The following is a 19,290-nucleotide window of genomic DNA, read 5'->3' on the forward strand; positions in this document are numbered from 1 at the left end:
GCACGTTCGATGAATTCAAGCTCGGCTGGCATGGGTTGCCCGCCAGGGCGATGAGTATAGACTAGCCAACGGAACCGACACAGCGCTGCGCTTGACGGCCAGCGTCATCCCATTGAGGCAACGCATGTCAAACATCGATCCTTCTTCACCGGCGGCCACGCCAACGGCCCGCGTCACGTATCGCGCGGCGCTGGCCAAGGACGCCGCCGACCAGGCCGAGGTGTTCTATCACGCCGTCATGCAAGGCGCGGCCAATCATTATGGGCTGGCCGAGCGGCGTGCCTGGGCGCAAGCACTGCCCCGTGAAGCCACTGCCTGGGCGGCGCGTCAGACGCTCTACACAACGCTGGTGGCCGCCTGCGATGGCCGCTGCGTTGGCTTTCTCGAGCTGGACGTGAGCGGCGGGCGCATTGAAACGCTCTACGTCTGGCCATCACTGGCGGGGCGTGGCATCGGCACCACGCTGTTGATCCATGCCGAGCGCATTCTGCTGGAGCATAGCGTTTCGCAGGTAGAGATCGAAGCCAGCCGGATGCTGCTCGAACGACTGCAGCGCCGTGGCTACGATAACCTCGGCGAGCAGTGGGTCGAGCGCAGCGGTGAAATGCTTCAGCGCTACCGGTTGGTGAAGCAGCTCAGCGCGGTGGAAACCTGACGATCAAACGTTGAAGGTCTGGGTGATGCGCATCGACAGGTCGACGGAGGCCACATCCTTGGTGAGCGCGCCGCTGGAAATGCAGTCCACCCCGGTGTCGGCAATGGCTTTCAGCGTCGTGTCATCGACGTTGCCGGAGGCTTCCAGGGTGGCGCGTCCCCCATTGATCTCTACCGCTACGTGCAGGTCTTCGATGTCGAAATTGTCCAGCATGACGATATCGGCGCCCGCTGCCAGCGCCTGGTCCAGCTCTTCGAAGGTTTCGACTTCCACTTCCACCGGTACGTCGCTGGCCAGTTTGCGGGCCTGCGCCACGGCGGCCTGAATGCCACCACAGGCTGCGATGTGATTCTCCTTGATCAAGAAGGCATCCCACAGGCCCAGGCGGTGATTATGGCCACCGCCACAGGTGACCGCGTACTTTTGTGCCAAGCGTAGCCCCGGCAGCGTTTTGCGGGTGTCCAGCAGGCGTACGCCGGTGCCTTCGATCAGGTCTACATAGCGGCGAGTGGCGGTGGCCGTGGCAGACAGCGTCTGCAGAATGTTCAGCGCAGCGCGCTCGCCGGTCAGCAGGCTGCGGGCGGGGCCTTCGAGCTCCAGAAAACACTGCTGGGCCTCCAGCATGTCGCCATCGCTGGCCTGCCAGCGCAGCGTGACGCGCTCGTCCAGACAGCGGAAAATTTCCTCGACCCAGGCAACACCACAGAGTACCGCCGGTTCGCGGGTGATCACCTTGGCGGTGGCCCACTGGCTCTCAGGGATCAGCAGTGCAGTGATGTCCCCGGTGCCCAGGTCTTCCGCCAGCCAGCGGGGAACGCAGGTGCGAATCTCTTCATCAAGCGCGGTTTGATAATGCATAGCAGTGGGTTCTCGAAGCGTGATCTTGGGTGAAAGGCATTATAGTGAAACACAACGCTAACGTAGAGGAGCAAGTAAGCCGAATGAACCAACTCGCATCCCGCGGCCAGTGGGCCAAAGCTCGGCAGGTCGTGTCACCCAACCAGGATGCGCGGCCCGAGCACGAAGTGTCGCTGCTGTTGCTTCACGCGATCAGCCTGCCCCCCGGGCAATTCTCGGGTCACGCCATCGAGGCGCTGTTCACCAATCGGCTGGTGCCCGACGCACACCCTTTCTTCGCCACTATTGCGCACCTGCGGGTGTCGGCGCATCTGCTGATTCGCCGCGATGGCGAGTGCGTTCAGTTCGTCGACGTCGACCAGCGCGCCTGGCACGCCGGGCAATCGCGCTGGTGGGACCCGGCTACGCAGGCATGGCGGACACGCTTGAACGACTTCTCCGTGGGAATCGAGCTGGAAGGCGATGACCAGACACCGTTCAGCAAGGCGCAGTATGCGTCACTGGTCGAGGCCACGCACTGGCTGATGGCGTGTTACCCGGCATTGACCGCTGAGCGGATCACCAGCCATGCCCATGTAGCACCTTTGCGCAAGACCGACCCCGGCCCCGCCTTCGACTGGGCCTATTTCCGCCAGCGCTTGATGGCGGCCACCCATGACACGGTGAAACGTGGCGAATAAGTGGTTCTTTTAGCAACAAATGAAACGGTAGTTTGGTTACACGAAGGTATCCTAAGTCGTAGCGACCAAGGTCCTATAAAGCGCTTATGTTGCAGTGCAATAGTTTGTTTTCGATGGCTTTTTGCGGCGTGCCGGAATTGGCAGCGTGGCGACTTTGCGGTATCTTCGCATATACAAAAGGCTAATTTTTACCAAATACCTGTAGCTTAACTACATTCATGAAAGCGTAGCTCATTGAATGTAGGGTGAAAATCCCCTGCTCGATGCATCGCGTCGGCTATTCACAGGCCTGTGGTGGCCAAACACCGCAGCCGCCCCAGGCCCGAAGGGTTGGCGGGGCTCATTGTCATTTATCGTCATTCGGAGAGACCTCTATGAGTCTGGAGACAAGAGAAGATCTCGATCCGGTCGAAACCACGGAGTGGCTGGAATCCCTGGAATCGGTACTGGATCGTGAGGGCGAAGATCGCGCCCGCTACCTGATGACCCGCTTGGCGGATCGCCTGCGCCGGGACGGGATGAAGGTGCCCTTCTCGGTGACAACCCCCCACCGCAACACGATACCGGTTCATCGCGAAGCCCCGATGCCTGGCGATCTGTTCATGGAGCGTCGCATTCGCTCCCTGATCCGTTACAACGCCATTGCTCAGGTCATTCGAAACAACCGTGCCAATCCTGGGCTGGGTGGTCACATTGCAAGTTTCATGTCGTCGGCCACGCTGTACGATGTGGGCTTCAACCACTTCTTCCGCGCCCCCAAGGGTGATTTCGAAGGCGACCTGATCTATATCCAGGGCCACGTGGCACCGGGTATCTACGCACGTTCCTACCTGGAAGGCCGTCTGACCGAAGAGCAGATGGACAAGTTCCGCCGTGAAGTGGATGGTGACGGCCTGTCGTCTTACCCCCACCCCTGGCTGATGCCTGACTACTGGCAGTTCCCCACGGTATCCATGGGGCTTGGCCCGATTCAGGCCATCTATCAGGCTCACGTGATGAAGTACCTGCATCACCGTGAACTGAAAGACATGAAAGACCGCAAGATCTGGTGCTTCATGGGCGACGGCGAGTGCGACGAGCCGGAATCGCTGGGTGCCATCTCGCTGGCTGGCCGCGAAAATCTGGACAACCTGATCTTCGTCATCAACTGCAACCTGCAGCGTCTGGACGGCCCGGTGCGCGGCAACTCTCGCGTCATGGACGAGTTCGAAGGCGTCTTCCGCGGTGCCGGCTGGAACGTGATCAAGGTCGTTTGGGGTCGTCTCTGGGATCCGCTGTTCGAGAAGGACAAGAAAGGCATCCTTCAGAAGCGCATGGACGAGGCGGTCGACGGCGAGTACCAGAACTACAAAGCGAACGGCGGTGCTTACACCCGTGAGCACTTCTTTGGTAAGTACCCAGAAACCGAAGCGATGGTCAAAGACCTCTCCGACGAGGATATCTGGAAGCTCAACCGGGGTGGCCACGACCCGTTCAAGGTCTACGCGGCTTACCACGAAGCGGTCAACACCACCAACGGCAAGCCCACGGTGATCCTGGCGCATACCGTCAAAGGTTACGGCATGGGCAGCGGCGATGGCGAAGCCGCCAACGAAGCCCACCAGGTCAAGAGCATGGAGTACGAAGCGCTGAAGAAATTCCGCGACCGCTTCGGCATTCCGCTCACCGACGAACAGCTCAAGGAAGTCCCGTACTACAAGCCGGAAGAGGACTCTCCCGAGCTCAAGTACATGCACCTGCAGCGCGAGCGTCTCAACGGCTACCTGCCGAGCCGCCGCAGCGATTTCGAAGCGCTGAACATCCCCAGCCTGGAAGACAAGACGTTTGCTTCCCAGATGGGCGGTTCCAAAGGCCGCGAAATTTCGACCACCATGGCCTTCGTGCGTATCCTGAACGGCCTGGTGAAAGACAAGCAGCTGGGCAAGCAGGTTGTGCCGATTGTCCCCGATGAGGCCCGTACCTTCGGTATGGAAGGCATGTTCCGCCAGCTGGGTATCTACACTGCCGAAGGTCAGAAGTACGAGCCGGTCGATAAAGGCCAGATCATGTACTACCGCGAGGACCAGAAAGGTCAGGTACTCGAGGAAGGCATTACAGAGGCAGGCGCGATGTCGGCGTGGATCGCCGCCGCGACCTCCTACAGCAACAACAACGTCACCTTGCTGCCGTTCTACATCTACTACTCGATGTTCGGCTTCCAGCGTATTGGTGATTTGGCCTGGGCCGCAGGCGACCTGCAGGCGCGTGGCTTTATGGTCGGCGGCACTGCCGGGCGTACCACGCTCAACGGCGAAGGCCTGCAGCACCAGGATGGTCACAGCCTGATCCAGGCGTCTACCATCCCCAACTGCCGCAGCTACGACCCGACTTATGCTCACGAAGTCTCGGTCATCGTGCAGGATGGTCTGAAGCGCATGTTCACGGACAAAGAGAATTGCTTCTACTACCTCACCGTCATGAACGAGAACTACGAGCACCCCGAGCTCGAGAGCGTCCCCGCCGACGATATCGTCAAGGGTATGTATCTGCTCAAGGAAACTCAGGGTGACAAAGGCCGCGTTCAGCTGCTGGGGTCGGGCACCATCCTGCGTGAAGTCGAAGCCGCTGCCGAGCTGCTGACCAACGACTGGGGCATCGGGGCCGATATCTGGAGCGTCACCAGCTTCAACGAGCTGCGCCGCGAAGCGCTGCTGCTGGAGCGCGAAGCCTTCCTGAACCCGGACGCCGAGGCCAGCAAGCCCCACGTGACCCAGTGCCTGGAAGGTCGTGATGGCCCGGTGATTGCCTCTACCGACTACATGAAACTGTATGCGGACCAGGTACGCGCCTGGGTACCCAACGACTACACCGTATTGGGCACCGATGGCTTTGGCCGTTCCGATACCCGCGAGAAGCTGCGCTACTTCTTCGAAGTGGATCGCTACTTCGTGACCGTTGCGGCGCTGCGCGCCCTGGCCGATCGCGGTGAAATTGATCGCAAGCACGTTGGCGAAGCGCTGAAGAAGTACGGCATCGATGCCAACAAGCCCAACCCGCTGACCAGCTAAACCGCTGCCCGGCGGGCCACTGCCCGCCGGCTCGATCCGATTTGGAAGGAGCGCGACCTTGAGTAGCGAAATCATCAAAGTTCCCGACATCGGTGGCGATACCGATGTCGAAATCATCGAGATTGCGGTGTCAGAAGGCGACGTCATCGAAGCGGAAGACACCCTGATCACTCTGGAATCCGACAAAGCCAGCATGGATGTACCGGCCCCGAAAGGTGGCAAGGTGATCAAAGTGTTGGTGAAAGAGGGCGACAAGGTCTCCGAGGGAGACGACATCGTCGAGCTGGAAGTGGAAGGCGGCGGCGATGCCGAACCGGAAGCCAAGGCTGACAGTGCCGCCGAGGAAGCGCCTGCGCCCAAGCAGGAAGAGGCCCCTGCACCGGCAGCGAAAAAAGCCAGCGGTGGCAAGCAGACCGTTGATATCAAGGTGCCTGACCTGGGTGGTTCCGACAATGTCGAGATCATCGAAGTGGCCGTTGGCGAAGGCGACGACGTCAACGCCGAAGACACGCTGATCACGCTGGAGTCCGACAAGGCTTCCATGGACGTGCCCAGCCCGCATAGCGGAAAAATCGTCTCCTTGACCGTCAAGGAAGGCGATACCGTGTCGGAAGGCGATGTCATCGGCAAGATGGAAATCGCCGGTGGCGATGACGCTGCCGACGAAGAGCCTGCCAAGGCCGAACAGCCTGCCCCTGCCAGCGAACCCGCCGAAGAAGAAGCGGCTGAAGAAGAGAGTGCCGAAGAGGAGAGCGGTAGCGGCGAGCCGGAGCGTAAAGAGATTCGCGTGCCGGACCTATCCGGCTCTTCTGACGTGCCGATCATTGAAATCGGTGTGGCTGCCGGTGATGAGGTTAACGAAGAAGACCCGCTGATCACCTTAGAATCCGACAAAGCCTCCATGGACGTGCCGAGCCCTTATAAAGGAAAGCTCCTAGAGCTGACCGTGAAAGAGGGTGACACCGTTTCTGAAGGCGACGTGATCGGTTATATCGAAGTCGCCGGTACCAAAAAGTCGGCGCCGAAAAAAGCAGCGCCTGAAAAGGCACCGCAAAGTAGCGCTAGCCCATCGAGTGCCAAGCCGGCTCAATCGCCAGCAGGCACGCCAAGCCCCGAAGCGCAAATGGCGTCCCATAAGCCGCGCGATGGCAAGCTGGTACATGCTGGCCCGGCGGTACGCATGCTGGCCCGCGAGCTGGGTGTCGACCTGGGGCTGGTGAAGCCCAGCGGCCCGAAAGAGCGCGTGCTCAAGGAAGACGTGCAGGCCTACGTCAAGCAGGTGATGGCCAACCAGGGCAGCGCCCAGGCCGCCGCACCGGCAGCGTCAGGTGGCGCGGGTATTCCTGCCGTGCCGGAAGTCGACTTCAGCCAGTTCGGTGAAGTGGAAGAGAAGCCGATGGGCCGCCTGCTCAAGATGGGGGCGACCAATCTGCATCGCAGCTGGCTCAACGTGCCTCACGTCACCCAGTTCGACGAAGCCGATATCACCGAGCTGGAAGACTTCCGCAAGGCGATGAAGGCCGAGGCCGAAGCCCAGGGTGCGAAGCTCACGCCGCTGCCGTTTTTGGTCAAGGCGTGTGCCTTTGCGCTGCGCAAGTACCCGCAGTTCAACGTCAGTCTGAAAGGCGACGGCGATACGCTGGTCTGGAAGAAGTACGTGCATATCGGTATCGCGGTGGATACGCCGGATGGCCTGATGGTGCCCGTACTGCGCGATGCCGACAAGAAGTCCTTGATCGAGATCGCCAAGGAAATGGCAGAGCTGGGCAAGAAAGCGCAGACCAAGAAGCTCAAGCGCGACGAGATGACCGGTGGCTGCTTCACCATTTCGAGCCTGGGCTCGATTGGTGGCACGGCCTTCACGCCTATCGTCAATGCGCCTGAAGTGGCGATCCTGGGCGTGTCGAAAGCGCAAATGAAGCCGGTGTGGGATGGCAGTGCCTTCCAGCCGCGCTTGATGATGCCGCTGTCGCTCTCCTATGACCACCGGGCGATCAACGGTGCCGATGCGGCACGCTTTACTGCCTTCCTGGCAGACGTGCTCACCGATATCCGTCGTCTGTTGCTGTAATCAGACCACGAGCAAGCCACAAGCGGCGCCCCTATGGGCGCCGCTTGTGTTTCTGTGGCGTCAGCAGAAAACCAGCGTGACCAAAGTACTAGCCATCGCCACTTTGCTGTTTTCGCTTGAAAAAACGCAAAATAATCGGCCTTTCAGGCTTTTGGGGAGTTGTGTCGCCTGAACGGCACCGTTATTGTCGATTCATTGATTTATTCGATCACCACCAATCAAGTACGAACATTCAAGGAGCAGTGCCATGCGTTTAATCCTGTTGGGTGCCCCCGGCGCGGGGAAGGGGACTCAAGCTCAGTTTATTTGTGAGCAGTTCAAGATTCCCCAAATTTCCACCGGGGATATGCTGCGCACCGCCATCAAGGACGGCACTGAGCTGGGGCTCAAGGTCAAGGAGATCATGAACAGTGGTGGGCTGGTGTCCGACGAGATCATCATCGACCTGGTCAAGGAGCGCATCAGCCAGCCGGACTGCGCCAACGGTTTCCTGTTTGACGGATTCCCCCGCACCATTCCTCAGGCCGATGCCATGAAAGAAGGCGGCGTGAAGCTCGATCACGTGCTGGAAATCGCCGTGCCGGATGAAGAGATCGTCAGCCGTTTGGCGGGTCGCCGCGTACACCCGGCCTCTGGTCGCGTGTATCACATCGAGCACAATCCGCCCAAAGAACCGGGTAAAGACGATGTGACCGGTGAAGCGCTGATCCAGCGGGAAGACGATCAGGAGTCCACGGTGCGTAACCGCCTGTCGGTCTACCACGAACAAACCGCGCCGCTGGTGGACTACTACCAGCGGTGGGCCAAAGAGGACCCGTCTGCGGCACCCCAATACCACCGCGTGGAAGGAGTGGGCAGCGTGGCCGATATCACCCGCCAGGTGAAAGAAGCGCTGAACTGAGCCTGGTAACAGACTGCTCGAATGACGATGGCCCGCAGGTGCCCTGCGGGCCATCGTCGTCAAGGCCGCCAGGCGGTATACTAGCGGCCTATTTATTTCGGAGTGCAACACGGTTATGTCGTCGCGATATCTTCTGGCATTGGATGCCTCCTCCAGTGCCTGCTCTGCCGCGCTGCTGCGTCAGGAGAATGATCAGTCCGAGTGCCTGGCGCGTTACGAAATGACGCCGCGTGCCCATACCAAACGCTTGATGCCGATGGTCGACGAGCTGCTGGCTGCTGCCGCCATTGCGCCCGGGCAGCTGGATGCCGTTGCGTTTGGCCGTGGGCCGGGCTCCTTTACCGGCCTGCGCATTGCCGCCGGGGCGGCCCAGGGGTTGGCCTTCGGCCTGGAGCGCCCGCTGCTGGGCATCTCGACGTTGGAGGCCCTGGCCCTGCAGGTGCATCGCCGTTATCACTTTCGCCATGTGGTGACCGCGCTGGATGCCCGAATGGGTGAAATTTACGTGGCCAGCTGGCACTGCCTGAATGACGTGGTCAGCCCGCAAAGCGATGAGCGAGTACTGGCCCCAGGCGCTTTTAGACTGCCATCCGATGAAACCGACTGGGTCGGAGTCGGCTCGGGCTTTGCGCTTTGGGACGCTTTCGATGTGGGAGTGCATGTGGGCATGACCCAGCACCTCAGCGACGACCTGGAGCCGCGCGCCGAAGAGATGGCCTGGCTGGCCGCGCGGGACCTGGACGCGGGGTTGGGTGTCGCCGCCCATGAAGCGCAGCCCGTCTACCTGCGTAACGACGTGGCCTGGAAAAAGCCGGCATGAGCCCGGCGCGCCCACCGATAGCGCTGCCCGCCGGGCTGACGCTGGAAGAGCGCGATGGCCGATTGGCGCTGGTCGGCGACGAGCGCCAGTACGGCAAGCCCTTGAGCGTCGATTTCGTGTCCGGCAAGGCGGCCCATCGGCGTCAGTTCGGCGGTGGGCGCGGCCAGCTGGTGGCCAAGGCGTGCGGGCTTTCCAAAGGCGTGACGCCGAGCATCGTGGACGCCACGGCAGGGCTCGGGCGTGACGCATTCGTGTTGGCTAGCCTGGGTGCCGAGGTGCTGATGATCGAGCGCGTACAGGCCATTGCCGCGCTGCTGGAGGATGGCCTGGCCCGGGCGGCCAGGGACGCCGAGACGGCGCCCATCACCGCGCGCATGCAGCTGCGTCATGGCGATGCCTGTGAGACGCTGGCGGCGCTGGTGGCCAGCGCCGAGTTCACCCCGCAGGTCGTGCACCTGGACCCCATGTTTCCCCATCGCGAGAAATCGGCGCTGGTGAAGAAGGAAATGCGCCTGTTTCGTGAACTGGCCGGGGAGGATGATGACGCCCCGCGCCTGCTGGAAGCGGCGCTGGCGGTGGCCACTCACCGGGTGGTGGTCAAGCGCCCCCGTAAAGCGCCGCCTATTGCCGGCCCTGCGCCGCAGCATACAATCGAAGGCAAAACCAGCCGCTATGACCTGTACGTTCACCGCTCCTTGAGCCGCTGAGGCGGCCTGCAGGCATGGCGCAAGAGAAGGAGTCTCTATGCAGTACGCGTGGCGAGAAGGTAACCGTGTGATTCTGCTGCCGGAAGCATCGCGCTTTCTGCCAGCCATGTTCGATGCGGTCCATCAGGCCCAGCACTATGTTTTCGTAGAGCTTTATCTGATGGAGTCGGGTGAGTTGGCCGACCAGATGATCAATGTGCTGGTGGCTGCGGCCGCGCGTGGCGTGCAGGTGTATGTACTGCTGGATGGCTATGGCGCCATGGGGCTGGACCGCGAAGATCGTGAGCGGCTGCAGGAGGCAGGTGTGGCCTTGCAGCTGTTCAACCCGATTGGCTTCCACTCGCTGGCACGCAACCTGAGTCGTGACCATCGCAAGATCGTGGTGGTGGATGGCGAGGTAGCCTTCACGGGCGGGTTTGGCGCGGTGGATGAATTCCTGGAGGCCTGGTACGAAATTGCCGCCCGGGTCGAAGGGCCCGTGGTGGCCGACTGGGAGGCGCTGTTTCGTCGCTTGTGGCGTTCGCGGCTGACCCGCTATGCCTCCCCGCAAGGGCCGCGTCTGGCACTGCCGGAGGCGCGGGTAGCCGAGCCGCACGAAGAGGGTGTCAGGGGCAGGGTCATCTCGGGTCGTGGCTATCGCTACCAGGCCATTCGGCACTCACTCTACGCGCGGGTCCACCAGTCTCGCCAACGGCTGTGGCTATGTACGCCCTATTTCGTGCCGACCTTTTCGCTGCGTCGGCGGCTGGTGCGCGCGGCCAAACGCGGGGTGGACGTTCGCCTGCTGCTACCCGGTGCCAAGCATGACCACCCCGGCGTGCGTTACGCAGGCCAACGCTTTTACCACAGCTTGCTGAAAGCAGGCGTGCGCATCTTCGAATTCAAGCCAACCTTCATTCATGCCAAGTTCGTGCTGGCCGACGACTGGGTGAGCCTGGGCTCCTGCAACTTTGACCACTGGAACCTGCACTGGAACCTGGAAGCCAATCAGGAGGTGGAGGATGCTGCCTTCGCCAGCGACGTGCGCGAGCTGTTCGAGCGCAACTTTGCGGCCAGTGACGAGGTGGATGCCCATGCCTGGGCCACGCGGCCCTGGTGGCAGCGCGCCCGGGAGTGGGTATATGGCGCGCTGGATGGCCTGGTGACGCGGCTCAAGTAGCGGTTTACCTGCGCTTTTTGCCTTTGGCAGGGGTTTTCTTGCGGGGCTTGGGTTTGGGCGTTTCCGGGGGCACGCGGTAGTGCAGGTACAGGTCGAGCACCAGTTCGGGTAGCTGGGCCACCAGCGCTTCCTGATTGGCCTGGTCACTGGCCATCTCGGCCATGTCGGGTTCGTCATCAAACAGACCCGAGAGCAGCATGAAGGGCAGCAGCAGGGTGGCCGCAGCCTCTTCGTCTTCCTGGAACCAGGCGCTTTCGTCGCTGAACACGCCTTCCATGAAGCCTGCGCACCAGTCGCCGATGGGCGTCTCTTCGGCGGGCAGGCCATCCAGGGTCAGCTCGAAGGGCAGCTCCGGCAGGCCGCCTTGCTCCAGCACCGCCATGGCGTTATCACGCAGCAGGCAGAGGAGGTGCGTGACCTCGTCGCGTTCGGCGTCGTCCTGGTAGTTGGGCTCGCCCTGAAAGAGCTCGGCAAGCCACGCGTCGCGGGGCTGTTCGCTGGGCGCCACGGCCAGGGCCACCAGAAAGCCATGGGCCGAAATCAGGTCCAGGGCATCTTCGCCCACGCGGTCCGAATCGAGAAAGTCGTCCAGCCTGTCCAGCTGCTCATCTTCCAGCAGCGGCTGGGGGGGCACGCTGTCGGAAGCGGTTGCGGGGGGCTCGTTGTTGCGCTCTGCCATGAAAAGCCTCATCGGGTATCTTGAATCGAACAACATCTTGACGGTTAGTTTATCACTAATGAACACCACACCACTGCCTTCCTGGCCTGCTGATGAGCTGGAAGCGTTGTCACCACCCGCGCTGGCTTCCGCCGCCCGTGAACGGGTCGCGGAAGCGCTGGCCCGCTGTCGGGAAGTGTATCCGACGCTACCTACTCCCGGCGTCTGGTTCGACCTGAAGGGCGCAGGGGCTGGGCAGGCCCACTGGGGCAGACAAGGGCTGCGCTTCAATCCCGTGCTGATGGCGGCCAACCGCATGGCCTTCTTCGACGAGGTGATCCCCCATGAAATGGCCCACTGGCTGGTCTTTCACTTGGCCAACGGCACCCGTTTGAAACCCCATGGCCGGGAGTGGCAGACCGTCATGCGTGACCTGTTTGGGCTGGAACCCCGGGTTACCCACCGTTTCGATATCGGGCAAGCGCAGTCGCGGCCCTACCGCTACCAGTGCGCTTGCCAGACCCACGCTTTTACGGCCAGACGTCATGCCTTAGTGGTAAAAGGGCAGCGATATCGCTGCCGACATTGTCATCAGACCTTGGTCTACAGTACTTGATGGATCTCGGAAATATGTTTTAAGTGTATGTTTTTTAAAATAAAAATGTTAATACCAATGTCTAAGGGGAAGCCATCATCGGGAGGTTTATGCTAGGTAAAGATTAGCCGGGTCGGTACCACCAATAACAAGACCGACACAACTTCCACGAGAGTGCATTTTCACGGACAGAGGCAATTTCATGAGCGAGCATCAGAACGTCTATCCAGTGCGCGATAGCATCGCAGCCAAGGCATGGGCCGACAAAGACAAATATGCGGCAATGTATCAGCAGTCCATGGAGGACCCTGAAGGCTTCTGGGCCGAGCAAGCCAAGCGTCTCGACTGGATCAAGACCCCCAGCAAGATCAAGAATACCTCGTTCGCCCGCGACAACGTCGATATTCGCTGGTTCGAAGATGGCGAGCTGAACGTCAGCGCCAACTGCCTGGACCGCCATCTGGCCACGCGTGGCGACCAGACGGCGATCATCTGGGAAGGCGATGATCCCAGCGAATCCAAACACATCACCTACCGTGAGCTGTACGAGCGTACCAACCAGCTGGCCAATGGCCTGAAATCGCTGGGCATTCAGAAAGGTGATATGGTCACGCTGTATATGCCGATGATTCCCGAAGCCGCCATGGCCATGCTGGCCTGTGCGCGGATCGGCGCAGTGCACTCGGTGGTCTTTGGTGGCTTCTCCCCGGACGCCGTGGCTCAGCGCGTCATTGGTGCGGACTCCAAGCTGGTGATCACCGCCGATGAGTCGGTGCGCGGTGGCAAGCATGTGCCGCTGAAAGAGAACGTCGACTCGGCGCTGACCCGTGATGGCACCGACGTGTGCAAGAACGTGCTGGTCGTCAAACGCACCGGGGGCGATATCGACTGGCAGGCAGGCCGTGACCTGTGGTTCGACGAGCTGGTCGATCAGCAGTCGACCGAGTGCCCGGCCGAACCCATGAACGCAGAGGATCCGCTGTTCATTCTGTATACCTCAGGCTCTACCGGCGCGCCGAAAGGGCTGAAGCATACCACTGGCGGCTACCTGACCTATGCCGCCATGACCCATCAGTATATTTTCGACTACCAGGAAGGCGAGATCTACTGGTGTACCGCCGACGTGGGCTGGGTCACCGGGCATAGCTATATCGTGTACGGGCCGCTGGCCAACGGTGCTACGACGCTGATGTTCGAGGGCGTACCGAGCTATCCGACCCACGGTCGCATGGGTGAAATCGTCGATAAGCATCAGGTCAATATCCTCTACACCGCACCGACCGCCGTGCGTGCGCTGATGGCTCATGGCGACAACGTGATGGATTCCAGCAAGCGTGATTCGCTGCGCTTACTGGGGTCGGTGGGGGAGCCGATCAACCCGGAAGCGTGGGAGTGGTTCTACCGCGTCATCGGCAACGAGAAGTGCCCGATTGTGGATACTTGGTGGCAGACAGAAACCGGCGGCATCATGATTGCGCCGCTGCCGGGGGCCACCGACCTGAAACCAGGCTCGGCGACCACGCCTTTCTTTGGCGTCAAACCTGCCCTGGTCGATAACGAAGGCCACCAACTCGAAGGAGCCACCGAGGGCAACCTGGTGATTCTCGACTCCTGGCCGGGGCAAGCGCGCTCTATTTGGGGCGATCATGAGCGCTTCGTTCAGACCTATTTCTCTACCTACGACGGCATGTACTTCACGGGCGACGGCTGCCGTCGTGATGAGGATGGCTACTACTGGATCACCGGCCGGGTGGACGACGTGCTGAACGTCTCCGGCCACCGCATGGGCACCGCCGAGATCGAGTCGTCTCTGGTGGCGCACTCTGCCGTGGCCGAAGCGGCTGTAGTGGGCTTCCCCCACGATATCAAAGGCCAGGGCATCTACATCTACGTGACCCTGAACGACGGTATCGACCCCACGGACGAGCTAAAGAAAGAGCTGACCCAGTGGGTGCGTAAGGATATCGGCCCCATTGCGTCGCCGGATGTCATCCAGTGGGCGCCGGGGCTGCCCAAGACCCGTTCGGGCAAGATCATGCGACGCATCCTGCGCAAGATCGCGGCCAACGAGTGTGATGGGCTGGGCGATACCAGCACGCTGGCAGACCCGTCGGTGGTCGATGACCTGATCGAACATCGTGCCAACCAGTAAGGGAATCACCCCCATGAATCGTCTTGTGGGGGCTGTTTTCAATGACCAGCGTCACGCCTGGATTTATTGAATCAGGGCAAATTGCGTTAGTCTGTCGCGGTGCCGGCCATGAGCCGGCACCGCTGTTTCTGTTTGAATGACGTTCCAATGACAAATTGTGCATGTGATGCTTGGGCATGATGAAGCCCATGGGGTACCATGCCTCAACCGTATGAGCCTAGCGTCGCGGCGGCAGGCAACCCCGCTGCTCGAGGAACCGGAGGAAAATCCATGGCAGTAGCCCATAAGTTTATCGTCGCTGACGACCATCCGCTGTTTCGCGCAGCGCTTACCCAGGCGTTGCGCCAGTTGGCCCCCCAGGCCGAGATCGTCGAAGCCGACACCATGGAAGCCACCACGGAGGTCGTCAACCGACATCCCGATGCGGATTTGATCCTGCTGGATCTGCACATGCCGGGAGCCCACGGCTTTTCGGGGTTGATTCAGCTGCGCGGGCAGATGCCCGATATTCCCGTTGCCGTGGTGTCCGGCAGCGATGAGCCTTACGTGGTGCGGCGTGCCATCGACTACGGGGCGTCCGGGTTTATCCCCAAATCCTCCTCGCTGCAGCTGATTGCCGAAGCCGTGGGCGAAATTCTGCAGGGGGAAGTATGGTTGCCTGAAGCGCTGGCCAACGTACTGGAAGAGACCAGCGAAGAGGAGTCGCGTTTTGCCGAAGCGATTGCGTCGCTGACTCCCCAGCAGTTCCGGGTATTGAACATGCTCACCGAAGGTCTGCTCAACAAGCAGATTGCCTATGAGCTGAATGTCTCGGAAGCCACGATCAAGGCGCACGTCACGGCAATTCTGCGTAAGCTGGGCGTTCACTCGCGCACCCAGGCGGTCATCGCCGCGCAAAAGCTGGAAGTGGAGCCGCCCAAAGTCGAGTCCTGATCGCGACGGTAGGCAACCAAAACGCCGCGTCTGGAGTTCTCCAGGCGCGGCGTTTTGTTAGCTGTGGCCTTGTCAGGGCCAGGGTCAGGGTTTGGCCCGACTGGCCTGCAGGGTGCGTGTCAGCAGAGCACGCAGGGCGGCGGGTTTCACGGGCTTCAGGAGCATGTGGTACCCCGCCCGCTTGATCTCCTCGGCCACGGTTTCGGTGCGGTCAGCGGTGATCACGATGCCCGGCACGGCGCCCTCGAAGCGCTCGCTGAGGGCTTCCAGAGCCATCAGGCCGGTGACTTCGTTATCCAGATGGTAATCCGCCAGGATGGCATCCGGGTCGCCATCCATGTTGCGCAGAATCGACTTGGCCCCTCCGATGCTGGTGGCGGTGAAGACCTCGCAGCCCCAGCCGCTCAGCATGGCGGTCATGCCCTCCAGAATCAGGGTTTCATTGTCGATACAGACGATGCGGGTGCCCGCCAGCTTGTTGCCACTGCGGCGATGACCAGCCTCTTGCTCTATCGGCGCAATCTCCTTGGCCGCCACGATGGGTACGCTCACCGAAAAGACCGTCCCGATGCCTTCCCAGGAGCGCACCTTGATGGGGTGGTCCAGCACGCGACTCATGCGGTCGGCGATGGACAGTCCCAGCCCCAGCCCTTTTTCGCTCTCCTTGTGACGCGACACCTGATCGAGACGACGAAACTCCTGGAAAATCTCGGTGAGCTTGGACTCGGGAATGCCGGGGCCGCTATCCCATACCTCGATCAGCAGCCGTTCGCCCTGGCGGCGGCAGCCCAGCAGCACGCGCCCTTCCTGAGTGTAGCGAATGGCGTTGGAGAGGAAGTTCTGCACGATACGGCGCAGCATTTGCGGGTCAGAGTCGACCCACTTCTGGGTGGGAACGACGTCCAGGTCCAGACCGCGGTCGTCGGCCATGACTTCGAACTCGGCCCGCAGCGGGCGGAAGATGTCGGCTAGCGCGAAGTGGCTGCGGCGTGGGGTCAGCGCGCCCGCATCCAGCTTGGAGATATCCAGCAGCGTACCCAGCAGCTCTTCGGCGGCCTGAAGCGAGTTGTCGATATGCCCAATGGTGCGCTGGGTATCGCTGGCGGTGACGTTTTGCATCAGCGCCGAGGTAAACAGGCGCGCAGCGTTCAGCGGCTGTAGCAGATCGTGGCTGGCGGCGGCCAAAAAGCGCGTTTTAGAGGCGTTGGCATCCTCGGCCAGCTGCTTGGCCTGGCGCAGCGCTTGCTCCGCTTCTGCGCGCACCCGGTTCTCCTGGCGCAGAGCGGCGTTGGCCTCTGAAAGCGCCTGGGTGCGCTCCCTGACGCGCTCCTCCAGGGTTTCATTGGTCTCCTTGAGCGCAATCTCGGCCTGGCGGCGTTCGGTAATATCCTGATACAGCGCAAAAAAGCCTAAAATCGACTGGCTGTCGCCAAAGTGGGGCGTATAGGTCACCAGCATGTAGCGCATGGCGTCATTGACGCGCATGGAGACTTCGAAGCTGACACGCTCACCGGCCAGCGTTCGCTGTACCCAGGGCAGCCGCTCTTCGGCCTGCTTGACCGGCAGCACGTCTTCGTAGCGCCGCCCAATCACCGCGTTGCGGTCGATGTTGAAGGCCTGCTCGTAGGCGCGGTTGGTGAACAGATAGCGGCTCTCCTTATCGAAGTAGGCAATCAGCGCCGGTACGTTATCGGTGTAGATACGGATATTGTTTTCAGAGCGAATCAGCGCCTCTTCGATACGCTTTTGCTGGGTAATATCCTGATAGGTGTAGACAAAGCCGCCGCCGGGCATCGGGTTGCCCTGTACTTCCAGCACGCTGCCATCCTGGCGGTAGCGCACGTAGCGGTGGGGTTGACCATCGCGAATGTTATCCAGCAGCAGTTGCACGTGCTCTTCCGGGTCGCCAGGGCCGTACTCGCCATTATGGGCGTTGTAACGGAAGATGCGATCCATCGGTGCGCCGACGCGAATGATGTGGTCGGGGAAGCGGAATAGCTCTAAATAGCGCTGGTTCCAGACCACCAGCCGCAGGTTCTGGTCGACCACACTGATACCTTGGTTGATGTTTTCGATGGTGGCCTGCAGCAAAGCGCGGTTGAACTCCAGCACCTGGGAGGCTTCATCGACGATGGAGATCACATCGGAAATGCCGATGCCGCGCCCCTGCAGCGCCGAGTTCACCACAATACGGGCCGACGAGGCGCCCAGCACCGATGCCAGGAAGCGTTCGGTGAACTGGATGACGTCGATGGAGGCACGGGCGCCATCGTCCAGCGGTTTGCCCACGCGACGGGCGTAGTCTTCGAAGGCGCGGTCCACCTGGCCTGCACCGAGGAAGCGCTCACACAGTACCTTCAAGTCGCCTACCGTGGTCGCGCCCGTCCAGGGGCGGTTCACCGAGGTCTGGCGGGTCTCGACGCTATCGACGAACAGCGACGCCTGAATGCGCTCGACCACGCGCTGGGAGGTGATCTGCGAGACGAAGATATAGCAGAACAGATTGATCCCCAGCGAGAGCATTACCCCGTGGGTGAACGGGTCGCCCAGGTTGAGGCCGAACAGGGCCGTGGGCGAGAGCCACGAGATGCCCAGTGGCCCGCCGAACAGCCATGCCTGGGGCAGCACGCCGGCGTTGATCATGGCCGGCATCAGCAGGCTGTAGGCCCAGATGGCAAAGCCGGCATTCATGCCGATGACGACGCCCAGCCGGTTACCGCGCTTCCAGTACAGCCCGCCGATCAAGGCAGGCGCAAATTGCCCGGCCGCGGCAAACGAGAGCATGCCGATGGAGGCCAGCGAGGTGAACTCACCAATCAGCTGATAGAAACCGTAGGCCATGGCCAGCACGGCGATGATGGTCAGGCGGCGAGCGCGCAGCACCAGCCGTCCGTAGTCTCGGGCCTTGGTGTCGAACCAGCGCAGCCGGAACAGGGCCGGAATGACGATTTCATTGGAGATCATGATGGACACCGCCACCGCGGCCACGATGACCATGCCGGTGGCTGCGGAAAAGCCGCCAATGAAGGTCAGCAGGATCAGCCACTGCTGGCCTGAAGCCATGGAGAGCGCCAGCACGTAAGTGTCGGGCTCGACGCCGCTTTCCGAGAACAGCATCAGCCCTGCGGCGGCCAGCGGTACCACGAAGAAGGCAATGGCCAGCAGGTATAGCGGGAACAGCCAGCGCGACTTGCTGGCGTCGTCCGGGTGAATGTTCTCGACTACCGCCACGTGGAACTGACGTGGCAGGCAGAGGATGGCCAGCATGGCCAGTAGCGTTTGTGCCCAGAAGCTCTGGCCGAAATCCTGGTTGGCCAACTGGCGCTGCAGCTCCAGCTGGCTTTCCGCATGGCCCATCAACTCTCCCAGCCCGCCGAACATGCCCCAGGTGACGAAGGCCCCCAGCACCAGGAAGGCCAGCAGTTTGACCAGTGACTCGAAGGCGACCGCGTGAATCAGCCCCTCATGGTGCTCGGTGGCATCGGTATGGCGTGTGCCAAACAGGATGGCAAAGATCGCCATGACGATAGCCACATAAAACGCCGTATCGGCAAACAGCGGGGTGTGAGTGATGTCCTGTGCATCGGTCAGCACGCTGAAACTGGTCGAGACGGCTTTTAGCTGCAGGGCGATATAGGGCAGCGTACCGATCAGCGCCACCAGGCTGGCAAAGGCGGCCAGCGACTGCGTCTTGCCGTAACGCGACGCAATGAAGTCGGCGATGGAGGTGACGTTCTGGTGCTTGGCAACGCGAATCATCTTGGCCAGTACCGGCCAGAACAGCAGAAACGTCAGAATTGGCCCGACGAAAATGCTGGCAAACGACCAGCCTGCCGTGGCGGCCTGGCCCACCGCGCCGTAAAACGTCCAGGACGTACAGTAGATCGCCAGCGCCAGGCTGTAGATGATGGGGCGGCGGCGGCTGGCGCCATGGGTCCGCGCTCGGCGGTCGCCGTACCAGGCAATGCCGAACAGCACGGCAATATAGAGTAGTGATACGGCTACCAGCAGCCCGCCGTGAAACATGCTTCTCTCCCTGTCTTGTTATCTGCGC

At 61.2% G+C, this 19,290-nt stretch carries 14 protein-coding genes; 11 read left to right on the forward strand and 3 right to left on the reverse strand.

Annotation, left to right across the window (positions count from 1 at the left end; all coding sequences use genetic code 11):
- Window positions 1-124 precede the first annotated feature (124 nt).
- On the forward strand, window positions 125-655 hold the full coding sequence (locus RVM26_RS00635) for a GNAT family N-acetyltransferase (RefSeq protein ID WP_287805106.1): 531 nt from the start codon (window positions 125-127) through the stop codon (window positions 653-655).
- Between the two features lie 3 nt (window positions 656-658).
- On the opposite strand, the gene nadC is transcribed toward RVM26_RS00635, so the two are convergent.
- The gene (nadC, locus tag RVM26_RS00640; protein ID WP_287805104.1) at window positions 659-1,513 is read right to left on the reverse strand and encodes a carboxylating nicotinate-nucleotide diphosphorylase; all 855 of its coding nucleotides are present in this window, start codon (window positions 1,511-1,513) and stop codon (window positions 659-661) included.
- A gap of 83 nt (window positions 1,514-1,596) precedes the next feature.
- On the opposite strand from nadC, the gene ampD reads away from it, so the two are divergent.
- The 7 genes from ampD (at window position 1,597) to RVM26_RS00675 (ending at window position 10,898) form a co-directional block, all read left to right on the forward strand.
- Window positions 1,597-2,193: an N-acetylmuramoyl-L-alanine amidase gene (gene ampD, locus RVM26_RS00645; protein ID WP_498940182.1), complete on the forward strand. Its 597-nt coding sequence runs from the start codon at window positions 1,597-1,599 to the stop codon at window positions 2,191-2,193.
- Between the two features lie 374 nt (window positions 2,194-2,567).
- On the forward strand, window positions 2,568-5,240 hold the full coding sequence (gene aceE / locus RVM26_RS00650) for a pyruvate dehydrogenase (acetyl-transferring), homodimeric type (RefSeq protein WP_498940183.1): 2,673 nt from the start codon (window positions 2,568-2,570) through the stop codon (window positions 5,238-5,240).
- Window positions 5,241-5,298: 58 nt separating this feature from the next.
- The gene (gene aceF / locus RVM26_RS00655) at window positions 5,299-7,311 is read left to right on the forward strand and encodes a pyruvate dehydrogenase complex dihydrolipoyllysine-residue acetyltransferase (protein ID WP_287805099.1); all 2,013 of its coding nucleotides are present in this window, start codon (window positions 5,299-5,301) and stop codon (window positions 7,309-7,311) included.
- A 247-nt stretch (window positions 7,312-7,558) separates the two neighbouring features.
- Window positions 7,559-8,212, forward strand: coding sequence for an adenylate kinase (gene adk / locus RVM26_RS00660; RefSeq protein WP_287805097.1), 654 nt, complete (start codon window positions 7,559-7,561; stop codon window positions 8,210-8,212).
- Between the two features lie 115 nt (window positions 8,213-8,327).
- Window positions 8,328-9,032, forward strand: a complete 705-nt coding sequence (gene tsaB / locus RVM26_RS00665) for a tRNA (adenosine(37)-N6)-threonylcarbamoyltransferase complex dimerization subunit type 1 TsaB (RefSeq protein WP_096921458.1) — start codon at window positions 8,328-8,330, stop codon at window positions 9,030-9,032.
- Window positions 9,029-9,739: a class I SAM-dependent methyltransferase gene (locus RVM26_RS00670; RefSeq protein ID WP_287805095.1), complete on the forward strand. Its 711-nt coding sequence runs from the start codon at window positions 9,029-9,031 to the stop codon at window positions 9,737-9,739. The genes tsaB and RVM26_RS00670 overlap by 4 nt, the downstream gene beginning before the upstream one ends.
- 37 nt (window positions 9,740-9,776) lie before the next feature.
- Entirely contained in the window at window positions 9,777-10,898 is a 1,122-nt protein-coding gene (locus RVM26_RS00675) for a phospholipase D-like domain-containing protein (protein ID WP_498940187.1), read from the forward strand.
- 4 nt (window positions 10,899-10,902) lie between these two features.
- On the opposite strand, the gene RVM26_RS00680 is transcribed toward RVM26_RS00675, so the two are convergent.
- Window positions 10,903-11,577, reverse strand: a complete 675-nt coding sequence (locus tag RVM26_RS00680; protein ID WP_189462520.1) for a YecA/YgfB family protein — start codon at window positions 11,575-11,577, stop codon at window positions 10,903-10,905.
- A 58-nt stretch (window positions 11,578-11,635) separates the two neighbouring features.
- Here RVM26_RS00680 and RVM26_RS00685 point away from each other — a divergent pair, with 58 nt between their 5' ends.
- The 3 genes from RVM26_RS00685 (at window position 11,636) to RVM26_RS00695 (ending at window position 15,236) form a co-directional block, all read left to right on the forward strand.
- A complete protein-coding gene (locus RVM26_RS00685) occupies window positions 11,636-12,172 on the forward strand; it encodes a SprT family zinc-dependent metalloprotease (RefSeq protein ID WP_039181567.1) in 537 nt (178 codons plus the stop codon).
- 181 nt (window positions 12,173-12,353) lie between these two features.
- A complete protein-coding gene (acs, locus tag RVM26_RS00690) occupies window positions 12,354-14,303 on the forward strand; it encodes an acetate--CoA ligase (RefSeq protein WP_498940189.1) in 1,950 nt (649 codons plus the stop codon).
- 270 nt (window positions 14,304-14,573) lie between these two features.
- Window positions 14,574-15,236, forward strand: a complete 663-nt coding sequence (locus tag RVM26_RS00695) for a LuxR C-terminal-related transcriptional regulator (protein WP_016916171.1) — start codon at window positions 14,574-14,576, stop codon at window positions 15,234-15,236.
- Window positions 15,237-15,320: 84 nt separating this feature from the next.
- Here the strand turns inward: RVM26_RS00695 and RVM26_RS00700 are convergent, their stop codons facing one another.
- Window positions 15,321-19,262 (reverse strand): hybrid sensor histidine kinase/response regulator, encoded by a 3,942-nt coding sequence (locus tag RVM26_RS00700; RefSeq protein ID WP_498940192.1) that lies wholly within the window; start codon window positions 19,260-19,262, stop codon window positions 15,321-15,323.
- Window positions 19,263-19,290 lie beyond the last annotated feature (28 nt).

Source organism: Halomonas sp. KM072, from assembly GCF_050710315.1.
GTDB classification, from domain to species: domain Bacteria; phylum Pseudomonadota; class Gammaproteobacteria; order Pseudomonadales; family Halomonadaceae; genus Vreelandella; species Vreelandella hamiltonii.